This is a genomic window from Candidatus Methylacidithermus pantelleriae, from assembly GCF_905250085.1.
Classification (GTDB): Bacteria; Verrucomicrobiota; Verrucomicrobiia; order Methylacidiphilales; family Methylacidiphilaceae; genus Methylacidithermus; species Methylacidithermus pantelleriae.
Genome location: NZ_CAJNOB010000021.1, coordinates 1 through 17837 on the forward strand (window position 1 = coordinate 1; position 17837 = coordinate 17837).

The 17837-nt window shown below is 56.1% G+C and carries 16 protein-coding genes; 3 read left to right on the forward strand and 13 right to left on the reverse strand.

Annotated elements, in window-relative coordinates; all coding sequences use genetic code 11:
- Positions 1 to 1471: 1471 nt before the first annotated feature.
- The 4 genes from KK925_RS05925 to KK925_RS05940 form a co-directional block, all read right to left on the reverse strand.
- Positions 1472 to 1630 (reverse strand): hypothetical protein, encoded by a 159-nt coding sequence (locus KK925_RS05925; RefSeq protein WP_174583320.1) that lies wholly within the window; start codon positions 1628 to 1630, stop codon positions 1472 to 1474.
- Positions 1631 to 2063: 433 nt separating this feature from the next.
- On the reverse strand, positions 2064 to 2546 hold the full coding sequence (locus KK925_RS05930) for a hypothetical protein (RefSeq protein WP_174583321.1): 483 nt from the start codon (positions 2544 to 2546) through the stop codon (positions 2064 to 2066).
- A gap of 123 nt (positions 2547 to 2669) precedes the next feature.
- The gene (locus KK925_RS05935; RefSeq protein ID WP_174583322.1) at positions 2670 to 3206 is read right to left on the reverse strand and encodes a hypothetical protein; all 537 of its coding nucleotides are present in this window, start codon (positions 3204 to 3206) and stop codon (positions 2670 to 2672) included.
- A gap of 218 nt (positions 3207 to 3424) precedes the next feature.
- Positions 3425 to 3613, reverse strand: coding sequence for a hypothetical protein (locus KK925_RS05940; protein WP_174583323.1), 189 nt, complete (start codon positions 3611 to 3613; stop codon positions 3425 to 3427).
- Between the two features lie 791 nt (positions 3614 to 4404).
- Here KK925_RS05940 and KK925_RS05945 point away from each other — a divergent pair.
- Both KK925_RS05945 and KK925_RS05950 read left to right on the forward strand, forming a co-directional pair.
- Positions 4405 to 4806: a hypothetical protein gene (locus KK925_RS05945; protein ID WP_174583324.1), complete on the forward strand. Its 402-nt coding sequence runs from the start codon at positions 4405 to 4407 to the stop codon at positions 4804 to 4806.
- Between the two features lie 245 nt (positions 4807 to 5051).
- On the forward strand, positions 5052 to 5267 hold the full coding sequence (locus KK925_RS05950) for a hypothetical protein (RefSeq protein WP_174583325.1): 216 nt from the start codon (positions 5052 to 5054) through the stop codon (positions 5265 to 5267).
- Positions 5268 to 5390: 123 nt separating this feature from the next.
- On the opposite strand, the gene KK925_RS05955 is transcribed toward KK925_RS05950, so the two are convergent.
- The 3 genes from KK925_RS05955 to KK925_RS05965 form a co-directional block, all read right to left on the reverse strand.
- Complete coding sequence (locus KK925_RS05955; RefSeq protein ID WP_174583326.1) at positions 5391 to 6878, reverse strand: sulfatase family protein; 1488 nt, start codon at positions 6876 to 6878, stop codon at positions 5391 to 5393.
- A 95-nt stretch (positions 6879 to 6973) separates the two neighbouring features.
- A complete protein-coding gene (locus tag KK925_RS05960) occupies positions 6974 to 7192 on the reverse strand; it encodes a hypothetical protein (RefSeq protein WP_174583327.1) in 219 nt (72 codons plus the stop codon).
- A 193-nt stretch (positions 7193 to 7385) separates the two neighbouring features.
- Complete coding sequence (locus KK925_RS05965; protein WP_214096346.1) at positions 7386 to 7544, reverse strand: hypothetical protein; 159 nt, start codon at positions 7542 to 7544, stop codon at positions 7386 to 7388.
- Between the two features lie 24 nt (positions 7545 to 7568).
- Here KK925_RS05965 and KK925_RS05970 point away from each other — a divergent pair, with 24 nt between their 5' ends.
- Positions 7569 to 8510, forward strand: coding sequence for a two-partner secretion domain-containing protein (locus KK925_RS05970; protein ID WP_174583334.1), 942 nt, complete (start codon positions 7569 to 7571; stop codon positions 8508 to 8510).
- Positions 8511 to 8829: 319 nt separating this feature from the next.
- Here the strand turns inward: KK925_RS05970 and KK925_RS05975 are convergent, their stop codons facing one another.
- From KK925_RS05975 to KK925_RS06000, 6 genes are all read right to left on the reverse strand, one after another.
- Positions 8830 to 9684: a hypothetical protein gene (locus KK925_RS05975; protein ID WP_174583328.1), complete on the reverse strand. Its 855-nt coding sequence runs from the start codon at positions 9682 to 9684 to the stop codon at positions 8830 to 8832.
- Between the two features lie 916 nt (positions 9685 to 10600).
- Positions 10601 to 11140: a hypothetical protein gene (locus KK925_RS05980; protein ID WP_174583329.1), complete on the reverse strand. Its 540-nt coding sequence runs from the start codon at positions 11138 to 11140 to the stop codon at positions 10601 to 10603.
- A gap of 1235 nt (positions 11141 to 12375) precedes the next feature.
- On the reverse strand, positions 12376 to 12573 hold the full coding sequence (locus KK925_RS05985; protein ID WP_174583330.1) for a hypothetical protein: 198 nt from the start codon (positions 12571 to 12573) through the stop codon (positions 12376 to 12378).
- Between the two features lie 491 nt (positions 12574 to 13064).
- Positions 13065 to 14405 carry a glycosyltransferase family protein gene (locus KK925_RS05990; RefSeq protein ID WP_174583331.1) on the reverse strand — a complete coding sequence of 447 codons (1341 nt, stop codon included), beginning with the start codon at positions 14403 to 14405 and terminating at the stop codon, positions 13065 to 13067.
- A complete protein-coding gene (locus KK925_RS05995) occupies positions 14402 to 15454 on the reverse strand; it encodes a glycosyltransferase family 4 protein (protein WP_174583332.1) in 1053 nt (350 codons plus the stop codon). Before KK925_RS05995 ends, KK925_RS05990 begins: the two co-directional genes overlap by 4 nt.
- A 409-nt stretch (positions 15455 to 15863) precedes the next feature.
- A partial coding sequence (locus KK925_RS06000) for a glycosyltransferase family 2 protein (RefSeq protein ID WP_174583333.1) occupies positions 15864 to 17837 on the reverse strand: 1974 nt, incomplete at its 5' end.

Below are 17837 nucleotides of genomic sequence, written 5' to 3' on the forward strand. Positions count from 1 at the left end.
AGTTACTGTAGCCGAACGAGTGAATGGTTTCGTCCCGCCTAGGTGATCCACTTGGGCCCGAGAGAAAAAAGAGGAAGCTAGCCCAGTTTTTGGAGTGGCTCGTTTCCTTCTTTAGGGATTTGGCAAAAGTATTGGGCGCTCACATTTGCCTTCGGATAAAAGCCACCCTACGCGGATCGCTTAAAAGGCAACGAAGGGTTTGAGGGATTTCTTCTGTGGAAGCCTTTCGAGATCCATTGGGCTTGAGAGGCGAGCGATGAGCCCGTAGGCCAGGAAAAAGATCCCAATGGGATTGCGCACACTGGGCTCACCGCCCGGCAGTGATCCACGGGAAGGACTTCCAGGCAGCTTTTGAGCAGGGGAAAGCCCGATTCAAACCTCGGCGAGTCGCTTACAATCAGTGATGAGATCTCCAGGGGAAGCTTCCGCCGGGAAGAGATGGGCTCCAGGAGGCAGCAGCCATCGATCGCTTCTTTTAGGGATCCGCTTCTCTCGTTACGTTTCCACCACAAGCGGCCCTCAGGGTCGACCCCGTACTCCAAAGGATTGATGGGCTTGGAGGCAAAAGAATGCCCCAACGGACCGGATACCCCAGTGTGACCGGATTGGCTTTTTTCGCGATCGTTTTGGGAATCTCGGCCAATACCTCCTTGGAAGAAGCCACCCCGCTTTCCCGCGGGGCCCGATCGCTTAAGGCCTAGGCCATTTTTTTTCCGGCAATCACCTATCAAACCCATTGCCTCCCACCTCCATCACCTAGCCCCAGTCGGTAAGGCAAAGCTGCCGATCTTTTAGGAAGATCGCAAGACAAGCTCTTGGAGCTTGGCCTCTCTAGGCTCAAGCGACAAACCCAAGTCCTCCTTCCTTCAAGCGCCTCCAAGTTCGACCGCTTTTTCCTTTCTCCACCAAAAACAAAAGTTCTTTCTTGGATCCTCCACGTCGTTGGAGTACTACGAGCAACCTCACAGGGGTCTTCGGATCCGCCCGGTTTCCCCGCAAAACCCTGCCAATGATCGGGACTCCTTAAGCCTACGTGACAAGTAAGAAGAAGCACTTGGCGCCACCCCTAGGTAATTCCGGCTCTTTCCATAAAGGGCGAGTCCCCCCGGCGCGCCCCTCAAAGTACACACGGGAAAGATCATACAGCACAAGATTCGCTCCCCGAAGGCGACCCTCGCGATAGAGCTTCTTTTCCACCTAGTTCTAACCCCCGTTTCACCCATCCATCGCGGAGGTAGAGCTCGTTCTCCTTCCAAGTCCCTTTGTCCTCCATCCTCTGCCCCACAGCGTTCCCCCGAAAGGGTCCCCCTTGCTTCCTTCCGCAACGCACACTTCGAAGAGGCAAAAAGAATCTGCCCCCAAAGCGATCGCTTTACCCAACCGCCGCTTCCGCTCCCTTCTCACCCCTGCAAGCATTTGCTCTGGACGCCACCTTCGCGACACATCTTCCCGTACGACTACCCCCATCATCTCATGCCTCCCTCACCCGCAAGCCCTCCAAGGGTACAAGCTTCTGCCCTTTCCAGTCTGTGCGAACAACCTCCTGCGTTTCGACCGGGAGCCGGCTCCCATTGGCCCCGTGCCAGTACACCTGCCCGTTGCGATCAGTACGGAGCTCCTGAAGATACATGCCTACAGCTTACAAGAGCTTCCATTTGCTTATGAAGAGATGGCTGTTCAATACCTATCCAGTCATACACCCTACACACGTTCCCATAAGCCTCTGATTTGCGACTACAAAGGTCAAAAACGTGAGGAAGGTAAGCTAGAGGACGATGGCAAACCCGATCTTGTCCAAAATCGAGCGAGGGGACTCACGCCAGAGTGGCATTGAGGATCCCTTGGGAAGAAGATCGTATAGAAAAGAGGCCTCCCCACGGAGAAAGTGATTTGCATCCAGGATACATTCCCAGGCACTCCCATACTGGCTCTATTCTTACAACGATCCCCGCTTTCCCCCTTTGGCAGCAAGGGAGCCGCACCTCCGCACCCTTCCAGTATCTCCATACCGAGTCCTAGCCAGAGATTGCACCACGAGAGGACCTCGCTTTTACCGGGTCCGCTCAAATTCTTGCCACGTTTCGATCCGAACCCCTGGCAACCCGGTTCCCAAGCTCTCGCAGCCGGCTTTCTAATCGAACCAGTTCCCTCCGATGCTGGGCGATTTCCGACCAAATCCTGGCACACTCCTTTTCCACCATAGGGTTACTTGGCTCAAGGGCTTTTGGCTCTCTCTTTTCCGCTCCCTCTCCTTTGGGATGATCCCCTTCCCAGAGGGAAAGCCGCAATTCCAAGCCCTCCAGGGTAGATGCCAGAGCGGAAATCTTCTCGTTAAGATCCTGTAACTGGATTTGGAGCCTCTCCCTCTCTTCCCGATTCCGGGCCGCTTCCTGCCCGAGAAGAACGAAAAGATAGTAAAAGATATGATTGAGCCGGCCCTGGTTCCGGGCCAAACCCCGCAGCGCCTTTGGCCATCGCTCCGCCGCCGCAATGGTCGCCGCTGCCCGGCCGAGTTCTCTTTCCCACACCGAAGCTGCATTCACCACGAGCCTACCCCCTTTCAGTTCGACGTAGTAACATCTTCCCAGCGGATGCTGCCCCTCGGCAGGAGACCTGCCAGGGCAAACCAAGGAAAATTCAAGCCCCAACGCATCGCAACCCCTAAGATATCAGGGAAAAAGCCAGCACCAATCGATGCTAGCTTCCCCAATCCTCCACACGCCTAAGACTCTTCCATTAGCTCTCACAAGGACCTCCCAGGAGCGCCCTAGCGTCTGATCGGGTAATGTCATCTTGGCTTCCAAAAGAACGGGTTCCAGCAAAGAGCCAGGGAGGGGAAACAAAAGCTCGGCGCACTCAAAGAAACAGCAGAAGCTTTCCCAGCCTGCAAGCTGCCAACCCGAGCAGGCAAACTTCCCCCAATTCCCTTCCCTCCCAAAAGTAATCCTCATTGGAAAAGAAACTTCCTGGAGGTCCACCAGAAGCTTGCTTGCAGAGGAACGCCCACCCCACGGCCCCCAAAGAATTCCGTTTAGGGTTCGTCGGAGCTCCTGCCGAAGTCTATCTTGGAACGCTCCAGCATCCAGGCACGGATACCAGGCCTTGGATTGCTGCCGTTGGCCTGCTCGAAGCTGACCAAAACGGTACGCTTTTCTTCCGCCCAACCGTTCCCTCGCTTTCTTTCCGTTCGCCAAGATTTTTCCCATCTGAGTTTGCTTCTTGCAAACGCTTTTTTTCTGAGCGAGAGGACCCGGTAACGGTCAATCCCCTTCGGTGTTTTCTTCTTTGAGTAGCCCCCAAAAAGGCTTAGCGTAAGCGAAGGAAGAGAGCGAGCGGGCCCGAGCGGGATCCACCGACTCCGGCTCGAGCCTTCCTCTTCCGAAGATCCAATCGTTCGATCACAAGCTCCTTGGCCGATTCGGTGCTACGTCCGGGTGATCTCTGTCCGCGCACGAGCAAAAATCGCTTTGGCCTCTTTCTCCCTCTTGCCATAGAGATTCCGTCGGGTCCGACGGATCTCCACCAGATTGCCAAAGCGGTCCGTTTCGGCTAAGGCGCGATGATCCTCGTTCAGGTCAATCCCGACCGCTCTGGCAAGGCAGGGTGTCACCAAGGAAACGGGTTTGCGCCTCGGCGCTGGCGAACGCGTGCTGCCTCTTCCGGTCCCGCAGGAAGCCGTAGCTTACCGCTGATCCCTCCCGCTCCCGGACGACTGTCCTCCTCTTGTTTGTCCCGGTGACGATCCGGCCGACGGCGAGCGCCCGGAGGTTCGCCTGCCGGCCGTAGGCGAAGCGCACGCCCCTAAGAACTAGGTTTTGGGTCGGACTCCCCCACCCGTCCGGCAGCCGCAACTGGAGCCAATGGGCTGCCGTCCCGGGCGACTACGGGTTGGCAGGACTGGTCACCAGCGGTCTCGTCCTTCGACCCGACCACACAGAACGGGCTCGTTCGCTCCGCCTGCCGATCCCTCATCCCGTCCGCATGGTTGGCGTATCGGTGTTCTTCGAAGGAAAAACTCTTTGCGGGAAGAGGCGGCGGCAGCCGAAATAGAGGCCCACCCACTCGGGACTTCTCTTGGGCCAGGAGTGCGTCAAGCCTGGTCCCTCCACAGTATGGCCAGCTGCCGCTTTTTCTCGTGCAAAACGTTCGATCCCGGCTTGTTTTCCTCGAGCTTGCGGATCACCGTTTCCGCTCTCCCGATGCGCTCCCACCTTCCACAATCAGCCGGCCGCCTCTCGGCGATCCAAGCGATCTTTCCTTCGAGCTCGGGACCCGGAGCGCATGGAACTCTCGCGCGGTGACGCCAAACCGCCGCAGAAAGGATCGCTGAAAGCTTCTTTGAGCGAAACCCCAGCCTCCATCTGGCAGAAAAAACTCCGCTCCCGCCCACCCGTAGAGCGCCGCATGGGCGTCCAGACGCCAAACCTCTTCCGGTGTGCGCGTCAAACGTGTTTGACATCTGAATATTGGGATCTTACCCATGAATGGTTGCGACGCCTTCTTGGCACGGTCCTGCGCGGATCTCTTCCGGTAAACCCTGGCGCACACCAAAACAATGACCTCATGCAGGCCGCGCACGATACCATCGGTCCTCTCATGCGGATCCACCATCAGGATGAATCGACTCTGCGCGGCCAATCCCGCTTTCCGCTACTCGAAACCGAAACGCATCAGCCGGTCGCGGTGCTCAACCAGAATGACGCCAACCTTCGGATCACGCAGCAGGCCAATGAGCCCTCTGCGATGGCCGTCCATCTTAGAGCCGACCTCCTTGATGGCCTTGACGATCCCCAGCGGTTTCCTTGAGAGCCAACTTGGAGAACCCAAGCCAATTGCCCTCTCTCCATCCGCTTGTTCAACGGCGCTGGACACCCGAGCGTAGAGGTCCACGCCATGAGGCCGCTCCGCCTCCGCATACACGATTACCGTCCCGGTCGGCGCCGATTCTGTGGGAAAAGGCAAACGCCCCTCCTTCCAGATCCGCCAAGCCGTCTTGTAACAAACACCCTGCCGCCTGCCCCACACAGGTAACTTCATGAGGACATGTTGCGGTGAATACCCTTATGTGTCGCTATTATATTTTTAGCTATTGGCAACCCTTGCGGATTAGCTTTCTCGTCCCCTGTTCCCAACCGAAACACATCCCTCCGTCCGGGTTTGGTTTTGGAGCTTGTCGGCGTTTCATTTTCTGGGGACTCGCCGAATGGCTGGCCAATCGCCAGCCACGGATCCTGGCCCGGCGCCCGGCCGAACCGGATCTTGCTTAGTGCCTCGGACTGGGGCAGAGTTTCGGACAGAAAAAGCCAGGTCTTCTGCCTGCCTTTGCAATCGCGCTTTGACGGCCAAAGGCTATCCGTCGCCAGAGGATCTATTCCACATCTGGGAGTTTTCTACGGAGCCGTTACGAGCTCGTTCCCTTCTCCCAAAGCGCGTGAAGGGCTCTGCTTGGTATTCTGCGTCGACCCAGCCGGTTCCTCACAAGAAAGCTTCTGTTTCCACCATTGAACTTGTCTTTGGAGCCGGCGCAGAATCCGTCGAAAGCTAGGATCCCGAGCAAGATTCTTTTCTTCGTTTGGATCGCGCGCTACACAGTAAAGTTCTTCCTCCTTTTCCGGGGTTTGTGGATAGCGAATGTACTTCCACTGTTCCGTTCGTATCCCCTCCACTTCCGGAATCCGGCCTCCGGCTGTGTAATGATTTTCGTAGAACCATTCCGTTCGCCAGGGCACTCTTTTTCCTTCGATCAACGGCCGCAAGCTTTTCCCCTGTATCTCGCCAGGGATATCGGTTCCGGCCCAATCCAAAAAAGTGGGTGCTAGGTCAACATTAAGAGTCATGGCAGCTATCCTGCGACCCCGAAGACCGGGAGGAAGTCGCGGGTCATAAACCAGAAGCGGAACACGAATGGATGGCTCGTACATCAACCACTTTCCCGCTAGCCCGTGTTCCCCCAGAAGAAGACCGTTATCGGAAGAAAACACAAGGATCGTCCGGTTCCCAAGCCCAAGCTCTTCGACAGCACGCCAGATTTCTCCTACCGCTCGATCCAACCCCGTCACCAACCGGTAATAATCCCTCACGGTTTTCTGGTATTGATCGGGATCGGAAAAGCGCCCTTCCCACAGAAAACGACCTTCCGAGTCCTGCACGCAATGGGGAAGCCGGCGAAAATGATCCGGATCGCCCGTCGAGGGCGGCGGAATCTCCACATCCTGGTACAACGTTTCATCCCTGGGGTCGGGAGGAAATTCTCGCCGCGCGCCATCCTGCGCATGAGGGGCCTTGAAACTCACAGACAGGCAAAACGGTTCTTTCCCCACACTGGATCGAAGAAAGCGGATTGCAGAACGCGCCTGGCGCTCCGTAAGATGGTCCGGGACCCCAGGTTCAAAGTACCTCCCCTGGCCGCCAAAACCATCCCAATAATCAAAATCACCAGCCGGCAAAAACTCGCCCACCCCAAACTTGCCGATGAATCCCGTTCGATACCCATGCTTCCGTAACAGCACGGGGTACGCGTTGCTCCAAACCTTTGGAGAAAAAGAAATGGCGAAATCGAAGATTCTGTGACAGCGCTCGTATTGACCCAGAAAAATGGAAGCTCGACTTACAGGACAAATGGAGGTGGCACAAAAGTGACTTTCAAAAAGGACCCCGCGCTGCGCCAGAGCGTCGAGGCAAGGGGTCCGGACGATCCGATTGCCCATACACCCCAAGGCGTCCCAACGAAGATCATCCGCCAAAAGAAATACGATATTGGGACGGGCTTGCTCGGAAGAAGATAGACCTGTCGAAGCACTCGCGTTTTTGCCCCAAGCACCTAGGGTCATCAAAGCCCCGAGAAAGAAAAAAAGAAGCCACCGGGAAAAATCCTCCATAGCTCCAAGGGGTGTTGAGGCAAAAATCCTAAAAGAGAAAAGGCCATCCGTTTAGTCCCTATCCCTAGTCGTGACAAAATGCAAGAAAAGAGCCCTCAAGTCGTCCCGGACAAAAAGTTTAAAAGAGGAAAATGGGTAACCATTGCGGAGCTTCGCTCGCGATCGCTTGCATTGGCATTCTCTTCAACCAACCGGTGATCTAGGCTTGATCCACACACCCATTGTGCTCCAAGAGAAAATCGCCATGGGTTAGCCAAAAAGAGTTTCTGCTCGATGACCAAAAGCCTTTGTGTGACCCGCGGTCTTCCACCCAAGGAGGATCCTATTGCAGGGTCGGCAAAGAGTCGCCTGAAACCTGCTATCAAAGCGCTGACTTGGAGTTGTGTTCCCCCTAAGAAGGGGGAGATGGAAAAAAGGTTTTTCCCTCGCCCGTGCGAGGAGGAGTAATCCGGACACTACACTCACTACGAGGAAAGAAGATAACATCATGTCATTGGAAGGATCGGTTTAAGCAAGCTCTCGGAAGCCGGGGCCCTTTTGGTGGATCCTGGTAATCGCGGGGATCTCCTGCCTAGGAGGGGTAGGTTCGGCATGGGCCATGCCCTCTAACCCGTCGGTAACCGCGGGTTCCGCTTCCTTTAACGTTTCCGGTTCGACCCTCACCATCACTCAGTCTACCCTGCGAACCATATCCGGTGGCAGGCTGGGTTTGATTTTTCTCCCAGCGACACCGTGGCCTTTGCACAACCCACACCCCTGTCGGCAGCTCTCAACCGAGACGTAAGTGGGTCGGGAAGCATCATCAACGGAACTCTTACGGCGAATGGCCGCGTTTATATCCTCAACACGGCGGGAGTCACCCTAGGATCGAACGCGGTCATTGCAACCGCAGCTTTTGCGATCAGCACCTTAGACGTTTCGGATTCGGACTTCCTCAACGGGTTCCCCTCTAGCGTGGTCCATCTTGCCGGCTGGGGAGACGGGATCACCGTGCTTGACGGGGCCAAGATGGTTGCTTCCCAGCACGTTGTCCTAGTGGGAAATGGCGTGACACTGGGTACTCCCACAGGGGGAGGAGCCGCCATTTCAGCGCCCTATATCGGCATTGCCTCCAGTGCAGGAGGCACGGTGGATATCGGGCTTGCTCTCACCCTGCCTACCATCAATGGCACAACGCTCGGAAACATCCACCTTTTGAGCGTCACCAATGCGAATGACGTTCAGATCCAAGGAAACACGATTCTCTCCGCCCAGCAGGGGAATCTAGCGGGCGGACAGATGGATATTTCGGCACAAAACATTGAGGTAGCCTGGCACAATCTCCTTACAACTTCTACCCTGGATGCCTCAAGCCATGCATCCGTGGGAGCAGGCGGAAACATTAATCTCTATGCAACCGTCGACGTCAGGTGCAGCACCCTTCTGGGACCGGCCCATTTCTTTGCCAACGGAACTGGCGGAGGTCTAGGGGGAAATATCATTGTCTTTGCCGGTCACGCATTCCAATTGTCGCTCGCGGGCGTGATACAGGCTGAACCCCTGGGAACCATCGAGATTGCTTACCAGAACGACAACTTTACCAATCTTGGCACGATCCAAGCCGGTACGGTGGGTCAGATTAGCCACCAGTAAGCAGCTAGGCAGGCCGCCGATGTTCGTCTCAAAAAGTTTTTCCGCCCACAATTCGCCAAAACTTGATCAAAAAACGGGAAGACCCCACGGTGTGGGGTCTTCCCTTTTGCGCTTGGACCTCAACCAGCCGGAGCGAGCTGGGCGTAAAAGTCTTTCGCTACGAAATGCCTCCTTGCGCACACCGCAGGAAACGCCCGGATGATCGTTCCTGTCCCGCTCCCTCACCATCCCAAGCTCGACTTTGGCGAAAATCCTGCCGTCAACCAGCTCCGAAACCACTTGCAGTTACAAGCGGATTCACCCACTGACTTACCCCTGCTTAAGGACGACCCAAAAAGCATTTGCGAGATTCCGCCCTTCGTAAAACCATAGACAAGCACTCCCCTACTCGGGAAGATCGCCCCGAACGTCGGCCGAACAGCGGTGCCACGATTCGCCTGCCTGGGTTTCCCCAACAAAGCCCAGGTAGCGCCAATGTGCCCGTTTTTGAGAGACAGAGCCCGGGGAGGCAGCCGATCGCCTCCCGACTGGGCATGCGATGCTTGCGCCGCTTTGAGTCGCCCCCGAACCCCCGCCATAGAAACGACCATACATGCCTCGTCTGATTGCTTGCGGGTAGGGCACAGGTGACATGGCCCCCCCGTTGCGGGTGGGCACGGATGGGCGTTCGGAGAGACCCAATCCTCTCCGGGCAAGGGCACAAGGCCCCGCCGTGGGAAAAACCTGTGCCATGACGGCGCGCGTCGTTGGCCGCACCCATCACAGACGTGTAGGCCAGGTCGAATTGAATCACCTCGACTGCCGTGCGAAAAAAAGCCGCCTTGAGCAATTGCGATCGCCTTGGCGCAGGCGAAGGAAGAGAGCGAGCCCCAACCAGATCCACCGACTCGAGCTCGAGCTTCCCCTTGCGAAGATCCAACCATTCGATCACAAGCGACTTGCCCGATTCAGCACAGGCCCGGGCGATCTCTTTCCAGGCATCCCCAAAAATCGCTTTGGCCTCTTGCTCGCTCTTACCATCGAGATTCACCCCGATCCAGCGCATTCTCACAAGATTGCCAAAGCGATCCGTTTCGGCCAAGGCGAGATGATCCTCGTTCCAGTCAATGCCGACCGCTCCCCCAAGACGGCGTTTCGCCAAGGAAAGAGGTTGCGCCTCGATGCTCGCCAACACCCACCGCCCCTTTTCGGTTCCGCACGAAGCGGTAGCTCACCGCGGATCCCTCCCGCTTCCGGACGAGTTTCCCTCCGTTGGTGGTCCCGGTCACGATCCTGCTGGCCGCCAGTGCCTCGACGATCACCTCTTAGCTTACCTTCCACACTGTTGGAGGGTAACTTACTGTAGCCGCGCGACTGAATGCTTTCCTCCTACCTACGTGATCCACTTGGGTCCGCTGAGAAAAAAGAGGAAGCAGGCCCAGTTTTGGGAGTAGCTCGTTTCCTTCTTTGGATATTTCGCAAAGGATTCGGCAATTTACAATTTGCCTTCGGACAAAGCCCGCGCGCGGGATCGCTTCAAGGCAACGAAAGGTTTAGCGGGCTTCTTTCTGGAAGCCTTTCGGGATCCATTCGGCTTGGGAGGCGTGCGGTGAGCCCGTAGGCCAGGAAAAAGCTCGGGATGGAATTCCAGACTCGGCTCGCCGCCCAAGAGTGATCCACCGGACAGACTTCCAGGAAGCTCTTGAGCTGGGGAAAGGCCGATTCAGACCTCGGCAAGTCGCTGAGAATGAGTGACGGCCTCGCCGGGGGCAGAGCTTCCGGCGGGGGAGAGAGGGGCTGCAGGAGATACTATCGATCGATCGCTTCCTCTCCTTGCATCCTCTCCTCTCTTTCTGTCTCCACGAGAAGCGGCCGCGAGGCTCGACCCTTTACTCCAAAGGATTTCTGGGCTTGGAGGCAAGAGAACGGCCCCACCGACCGGGCTCCCCAGTTTGAGCGGATCCACTTTTTGCCCGATCGTTTTGGGAATCTCGGCTACACACCTCCTTGGGAGAAGCCCCCGGCTTTCCCGCCGGACCCAATCCCAGGAGGCCTAGGGGATTTTTTCCGGCAATCATAGACCGAACCCCAATGCCTTCCACCTCCATGACTTAACGCCGGTCGGTAAGCCAAAGCTGCCGATCTTTTGGGAAGATCCCGAGCATCGCTCTTAGAGCTCGGCCTCTTTTGGCCCAAGTGACATCCGGAGGTCCCCCTCTCCTTTGAGCGGCTCCAAGTTCCCCGGGCTTTTCCCTTCCTCCATCAAAAACCAAGGTTTTTTCTTGGATCCGCAACCGTCGTTGGAGCGGCACGAGCAACCTCACAAGAGTTTTCAAATCCGCCCGGTTTTCCTCACAAAATCTTCGCAAGAAAACCGGAAATCCTTGAGCATGCGTCGCAATCGAGAAGAAGGACCTAGCGCCAATCCCCTCGGTGATCCCGGCTGTGTCCATAAATAACGGCCCAGTCCCAACGGCCCTACCCCCCTCAAAGGACACATGGGAAAGATCAGAAAGCACAAGACTCGTTCCCCGTAAGGGGATCCTCGCGATAGAGTTTCTTTTCCTACCCAGCTCCAAACCCCCTTTTAACCCATCCCTCGCCCGGTATAGCTCCTTTTCCTCGAACTCCTTTGCCTGGAGTCGCCGCATAGTTCCACTAAAACGGTGCCGCTTGCTTTCTCCTGCAACGCACACCGCGAAAGAGGGAAAAACACATCCGCCCCCAAAAGAGATCACTTTCACGAACCGCCGCTTCCGCTCCCTTCTCAGCCCCTGCAAGCACTTCCTCTAGACCCCAGCTTTGCGACACCTCTTCCCGTACCCCTAACCCCCCATCATCGAACGCCTCCCCCCACCTGGAAGCCCTCCATGGAGGACAAACTTCTGCCTTTTTAAGCTTGCGCGAATAACGTCCTGCTTTTCAACCGGGAGCCGCCTCCCATGGGCCCAATCCCTTCTCTTCACCTTTTTCGCCGCGCGGTAGGATTGCCGAGCCCCCAACTCGCCCACAGACCTTCCCGTTGCGATCGGGTACGGACCTCCTGGACATACATGTCCTACGACTGTCAACATATACCGTTTTCCTATCCAAAAGCAGTGATTCACAGGTGATTTATATATCGACCCTACAAGTTTTCCCATACATCCTTGACTTGCATCTACTAAGGTCAAAAAACCTGAGGAAGTTACGCTAGCCGTAAGCGAAGCGCACGCCCTCAACAACGAGGTGTTGGCTCGGGCTCCCCCATCCGTCAGGCAGCAACGGCAGCCCTCGGGCTGCCATCCGGGAATACCGTGGCTTGGCAGGACGACTGGGTGCCGGCGGTCTTGTTTTTTTAAGCCCAGTACAAAGAACCGGCTTCTCGGCTTGCGCCTGCCAATCCCTCTTCCAGTCTGGATGGTTGGAGTACACGTTTTCTTCCAAGGAAAACTCTTTACGGGAAGAGGCGGCGGCAACCAAAAGAGAGACGCACCCGCTCGCGACTTCCGATGGGCCAAGAGCGCGTTAAGCTTGGTCCACAGGATGGCTAGCTGCCGCTTGTTCCGTTGAAAAAAACGTTCGATCCCGCCTTCTTTTCCTTGAGCTTGCGGATCACCCTCTGTGCTCTCCGGACCCCCTCCTTGACTTCCTCAATGAGCTCCGGCCACCTTTCCCCGATCCAAGCGATCTTTCCTTCGAGCTCGGGACTCGGAGCGCATGAAACTCTCGCACGGTAATGCCACACTGCCGCAGGAAGGATCGCTTAAGCTTCTTAAGCAAAACTCCGGCCTGCGTCCGGCAGAAAAACTCCGCTCCCTCCCGCCCGTAAGAGCGCGGTATAGGCGTCCAGACGCGAAAAGTCTTCCGCTGTTAGCGTCAAGCCTCATATGTGAAAATCGGGAGCTTACTCATGAATGGCCCCGACCGCCTTCTTGGGTGCCCTTGTGCATGGATTTCTTCTCGTAAAGCCTGGCACCAAGGAAACGATCTCCTCATGCAGGTCGCACACGATATTGTCGGTCCCTGTCATTGGGGTCCACCACCAGGGTTGATCGACGCTGCGCAGCCAATCCCGTTTCCCGCTACTCCAAGCGAAACGCATCAGCCGATCGCGGTGCTCCACCAGGATGACGCCAACCTTCGGGATCAGAGACCTACCCAACGAGCCCGCTGCGACGCCCGTTCATCCCGGAGCCGACCTCCTTGGCGGCCTTGACGATCGGCAACTCTTTGCTTAAGAGCCAACTCGGAGGACCCAAGCCAGTTGTCCTCTCTCAATCCGCTCTTTTCACCGGCGCTTGTGCACCCGCGCGTAAGAGCGCCACGCCATCCAATGATGCCGCCACCGCATGCACGATTACCGTCCCGGTCCGCAACTATTCTGCGGGAAAAGGCCAACGCCCTTCCTTCCACATGCGCCAAGCCGTCTTGTAGCCAACGCCCTGCCGCTTGGCCCACGCACTGAACTTCATGTAGATCTACTCCGATACAGAACCTTGTATGTCGCTATTTTTTCTAGCCGTTGGCAACCCCTACCTCCGTGGGCCAGAAGCACCGAAGAAGTAACTCTTCCGGCTCACTTTCGGCACAAGGTTACTGGCGGGAATCGGAGGGTGCCAATGGCGTGGTGCAGCCAGCAAACCGGGCAAGCTCTTGGGCGATCTTTTCGATAAGAAACTCAGGGGGAAGCCAATCTTCGTCATCCTCTTTCCACCGGGCTAGTTCCTCGGCCACACGGCGAGAAAGACTCCTCCACACCGGAAGTGAGTGGTAAACCTCTGCTTCCTGGAGGATCTCCAAGAGCCTGCGTGCGTACCGTGCCGGATCGTGATGGCGGCAAAGATATGTGTAGGCCGCTTCTCCCATGGCTTGGAGAGCCTTAGGATTTTCGAGAGCAAAAGAGAGGCTCCGGTGGATATCTTCTGTCTCGTGATCTGGACGTATCCAAAGCCCAAGTTCGGTAGGTACCGTCTCAAACCACCCGTCCCGAATCGCCAGAGTAGGCAAGGCGTGCTCCCAAATTCGCAGCTGGCTTCCGGATGCTTCCCCCATGGAAGGATACCTGAGGTTAACAGCAAGGTCCGCTTTCGATAAAAGAGCATCTAGGGTGTCTTCGGCTACCCAGCCATAGATCGAAACAACGTCGGTAAGACCTAGTTCCTCCACCCTCTTTTCAAGATTCCAATCAGGAGGGATCGGGCCTAGAACGTCGTAACGGAAACAATGCCGATCCGGAAAGCTGGCCAAGGCCTCTAAAAAAGGCAATAACCGGCGATGGGGACCCCACAGCCCAAAGGAAATAAGGCGCAGGGGGAGCGCGGGACGTCTCCTTTGTCTGATCTCCTTCCCTTTACTCCTTCGGGATCGATAGGGAAGCGGGAGGTTCCAGACAGGGCAGAGACCACGCTCGCAAACTTCCTGCCACGCCTCTTGAGTATGAACGATCGCCCCGTGCGCCTTTTCCAAGACCAGTTCCGTAAAAGAGTACCGGCGAGCTTGCTCCCGATTAGCCCCCTTCCACAGGGAACTAAGAGTTGTAGCATCCTTAAGGCCATAGTATCGCGATAAAGCCAAAGCAAACCCCCCAAAGTCTCCCTTTCTATGGAAGTACCCCCAGAAAAGATCAAAGAGACAACAATCGTGCAGGATGACCAAGCCCGTCGTTTGCCCAAGAACCTCCCAAATCCAATGATGAAACCGCGCATCGTTCCCGAGGCAAAAGACAACCGCATCTGCCTGGTGCAACGTTCTCCATTCTTTACCCGTCCATCGCTCTAACCGAACCCCTCGAGGTAGCGGTTGGGAGGTGGTCCCTGTGGGGTGCCACAGGCAAAGCTCAGCCAAGTGGGAGAGAGGTTCTACCAAGCTGGGAACATAATCCAGAGCAATTCCTGACTTTTCCGGGGGCAGGGGAGAAAACCAGTGGACTCTCATGGTTGGGTGAGTTCTGCCACGACCTTTTCCCAGCTGATATCGAGCGTGTCGTAAAACTGCCGCCCAGCTCGCCCCAGTTTACAGGCAAGTGCAGGATCTTCCCACAATCGGTCCATGGCTACGGCCAAACCCTCGGGAGTGGGTTCTACGACAAACCCCGTTTCCCCATCACGAACCAGTTCAAGCGGCCCCCCCGAATCCCGGCATGTGATCACGGGTTTTGAACTTAGCATGGCCTCCAGCGTCACATAGCCGTAATCTTCATCGAAGGGAGGGAAAATCACGCCGAGGCAAGAGGCATACAACTGCCGCTTTTTTTCCTCCGTAACTCTCCCAAGAAAGTGCGCGCGATCGCTCATTCGCAGGGAGAGAACCTTTTGCTCAAGCTCCTTCTCGTAAGCCGGATTATCCGGCGCACCGCAAAAGACAACCCGAACGGGGTGCCGGCAAAAGGAGAGGGCTTCTACCACCAGTTCCTGCCGCTTGATCGGAGTTAACCGGCTTGGATAGAAAAAGAAGGGCTCGGGTTGTTGCCAGTAGAACGTTTCAGCCTCGGGCGGAGGATGATAGAGGACCCGCGCAGGGATGCGACAGTAGTGCCACAACCGTTCCGCCACCCGGCTCGAGTTGGCATAGATTGACTGCGCTTCGCGGAGCCCTGCTCGATCCGCCTCCCAAATCGCCTGCCGGACACTCAGCCCACAAGGCCGATTCATTAAGTCGCTTCCCCAAGGGGCATCCCATAGCTCATACGCACTTCTGTGTTGGTGAAGGAGCCAAATAATTTTATTCGGGTGCGGTAAGAGATAGGCTGGAAACTTAAGGGCAATCAAACGATCGATTCGCACACCGTTACTTTCCGAAAGATCTAAAAGCCGGCACGCCAGCGCATGCTCCAAAATCCGTTCGGGCGGATACCACTTAAAGGGAATGCGGACCATCTCCACTTCATGGCCTGCTTGAGTTAAGGCCTGGCAAAGACCAAGAGCATGAGCTTCTGCACCTCCTTGGATGAAAGGAACCTGTACTGCGGCAACGACAACCCTCATGATAAGAACCCTTTTACCGTAAAACGGGTCGTAATCGATAAACTTTCTTGAAACGGTGATTTCTCCAATGCTCTTTGGCCATTCTTCCTATTCTCCGAAACAAAGGAAATACGCAAGCTAAGCTCTGGGGTCTCGTTTTCCCCCTGGTTTTTCCCATGGCCCCGCGAAATGTTGGGAACCGGCCAAGACCAACCCCCAGGGTCCAGGCAGCTAACATTTCCTCCCGACAACCCCTCTTCCTTCCCTTAGCCCGCCTCGCCCCCCAACCCTTCACAGGAACCGCTTTTTCTTTTGCCTGCCTATTTTCTACGGCTGCCCTCGATCCTCGCCACTTTTCATGGCAACGACTACCTTTGTCCCCGCCTTTCCAGCCGTTCGATACAATCGTTCTTGGGGTTACGCACGACGGCTAAAGCACGCCGAACTCTTGCTTGACATCCGCTTCCAAAAAAAGATACAAGGAGTTTTTTTCCTCCCGTAACTCCAAGGAATAGCAGTTGGCCCGCGGTTCCGAGATCCCATGGGAGTGCCCAGTACGGGGAACATCCGAAAACGCAAGGACCAATCTCATCCAATGCGAACCCGCAAGCCAGCACGAACGAAGGACACAAGAGAATACCTGGGGGTCCCGTAGCCACCAGAGCGCAACGATCTTTCCATTTGCCATCACCTGGAGCGGCATCGCAAAGGACCCATCCTTGTCTTGGAGCTCCAATCTAGCGAAGAGCCTCAGGTTAGGGCACGGGCTAGGGAGTGGCAGAAGAAGTTGAGCCACCGTAAAAGTACCGCAAAAGTCTTCACCCTGCGGTTCTTTCCATCCCCAGGAAGCGAATTCCCTCCAGTTCCCTTTCCTCCCGAAGGTAATACAAAGAGGCAGGTCAAGATGATCCTGGGGGAAAAAGACTCTTGGATCCCAGGGGCTTGCAGTCGGACGTCCTACAAGAACTTGGGCCTGGGAACGCAGGAGCTCTCTCTGCAGGTGATCGTGAAAGTAGATGACGTCAAGGGATGGTAAGTAGGAAAAGTCTTGTTTCTGGAAGAATGGAGTTTCCGGCTTTACAGCCAAAGAGGCTTCTTTATGAGAAACGAGCCAACTTCCTTTCCTATCTTGAAAAGCCTGGCGCCTCCCCTTTTTTGGGAGATCCTCTTCTTGCCCGCCCAAGCTACTGGGCTGGACAGGCCCTTTGCTTTTTCGTAAGGCCTTAGAACCCACCTGGCTTAACGCCTGGGTACGCTCCTCGGCCGCTATCCACGGAGGCAATTTCTTTGGGGGAAAAGCCAAGGCCGGAATCTCGCAGTCGGTGGCCAGATGAGGATGGAAAGCAGGGTCCTCGGCTAAAAGATGGCCCCACCGTTCCTCAAGAGCTTTCACTTCACAAAAGCGCCGGTACCGGCGTTCTGGAGTGTCATCCGGCCCCCGGCTGGAAAGCTCCGGATGCTCCAAAACCGCCGTGGGGACCCAAACATTGCGATACCCTGCCACCAGCGCACGGAGACAGAAGTCAATGTCCCCGCAGGTAACCGGAAAATGTTCCTCGTCCATTCCCCCCAATTTCCAGTAAAGAGATCTCCGGACCACCCAGCAGGCTCCCGTTAACGCCGAGAACGATTGCCATAGAAATGCCCTCCCCATGTAGCCGGGCTCGCTAGCGTCCAAATGGCGAAATAGATGGAAACCCCCTTCCGGAGACAGAATAAACCCCGCATGCTGAACCGTTCCGTTCGGATAGAGGAGCTTCGGTCCTACCACCCCCACTTCTGGACGAACCGCATGGCCAACGAGCTCCCGAAGCCAGCCCGGCTCCCGGGGTACGACATCATTATTACAGAAAAGGAGTATTGGGTGCGGAAGCCATGCAGCCCCCGCGTTACAAAGGCGAGAATAGTGAAACGGCTCGTCTTTCCTCAAAACAAAAATCCTTTGTTTTGCCCGCAGGAGCGAAAGAAACCGAAGGGTTTCCGGATCCTTTGACCCATTGTCAATCACGAGCACGGTAAGCCCCGGATAATCCGTTTTGACCCAAAGCCCTTCCAGGCATTGCTCCAGAAGATCCTTGCGATCCCGCGTGGGGATGATGACCCCCACCGGAGGCAGGGGAAGCTCTGGCCGGACATGAACTTGAAAAAGCCCAGGTCTTTTCTCGTGCAGGCGCGCAGAGATCTTTCTCCGGTAAAGTGCTTGGGAGAGGATTTCCCTTTGCTCTTGTGATCGGATGGGGTCGGAAATTTCTATCGACTCTCCCGCACCGGCTCGGTGATAAAGAATAGCGGGAATATGCCTCACCTTCTCGGCAGAAATCCCCTCTGTCGCCCGCAAAAGAAGATCCCACTCGGAAGACGCTGGGGAGAGAGGCCGCCAACCCCCGAAGCGTTCCAGTAACGG

Bases quoted from the DNA above. Each gene is read 5' to 3' on its own strand.
- KK925_RS05925 (WP_174583320.1), bottom strand. From the start codon at position 1,630: ATGTATCTTCAGGAGCTCCGTACTGATCGCAACGGGCAGGTGTACTGG.
- KK925_RS05935 (WP_174583322.1), bottom strand. From the start codon at position 3,206: ATGGGAAAAATCTTGGCGAACGGAAAGAAAGCGAGGGAACGGTTGGGC.
- KK925_RS05945 (WP_174583324.1), top strand. From the start codon at position 4,405: ATGGGCGTCCAGACGCCAAACCTCTTCCGGTGTGCGCGTCAAACGTGT.
- KK925_RS05955 (WP_174583326.1), bottom strand. From the start codon at position 6,878: ATGGAGGATTTTTCCCGGTGGCTTCTTTTTTTCTTTCTCGGGGCTTTG.
- KK925_RS05965 (WP_214096346.1), bottom strand. From the start codon at position 7,544: ATGGTGAGGGTCGAACCGGAAACGTTAAAGGAAGCGGAACCCGCGGTT.
- KK925_RS05980 (WP_174583329.1), bottom strand. From the start codon at position 11,140: ATGCGGCGACTCCAGGCAAAGGAGTTCGAGGAAAAGGAGCTATACCGG.
- KK925_RS05985 (WP_174583330.1), bottom strand. From the start codon at position 12,573: ATGCGTTTCGCTTGGAGTAGCGGGAAACGGGATTGGCTGCGCAGCGTC.
- KK925_RS05990 (WP_174583331.1), bottom strand. From the start codon at position 14,405: ATGAGAGTCCACTGGTTTTCTCCCCTGCCCCCGGAAAAGTCAGGAATT.
- KK925_RS05995 (WP_174583332.1), bottom strand. From the start codon at position 15,454: ATGAGGGTTGTCGTTGCCGCAGTACAGGTTCCTTTCATCCAAGGAGGT.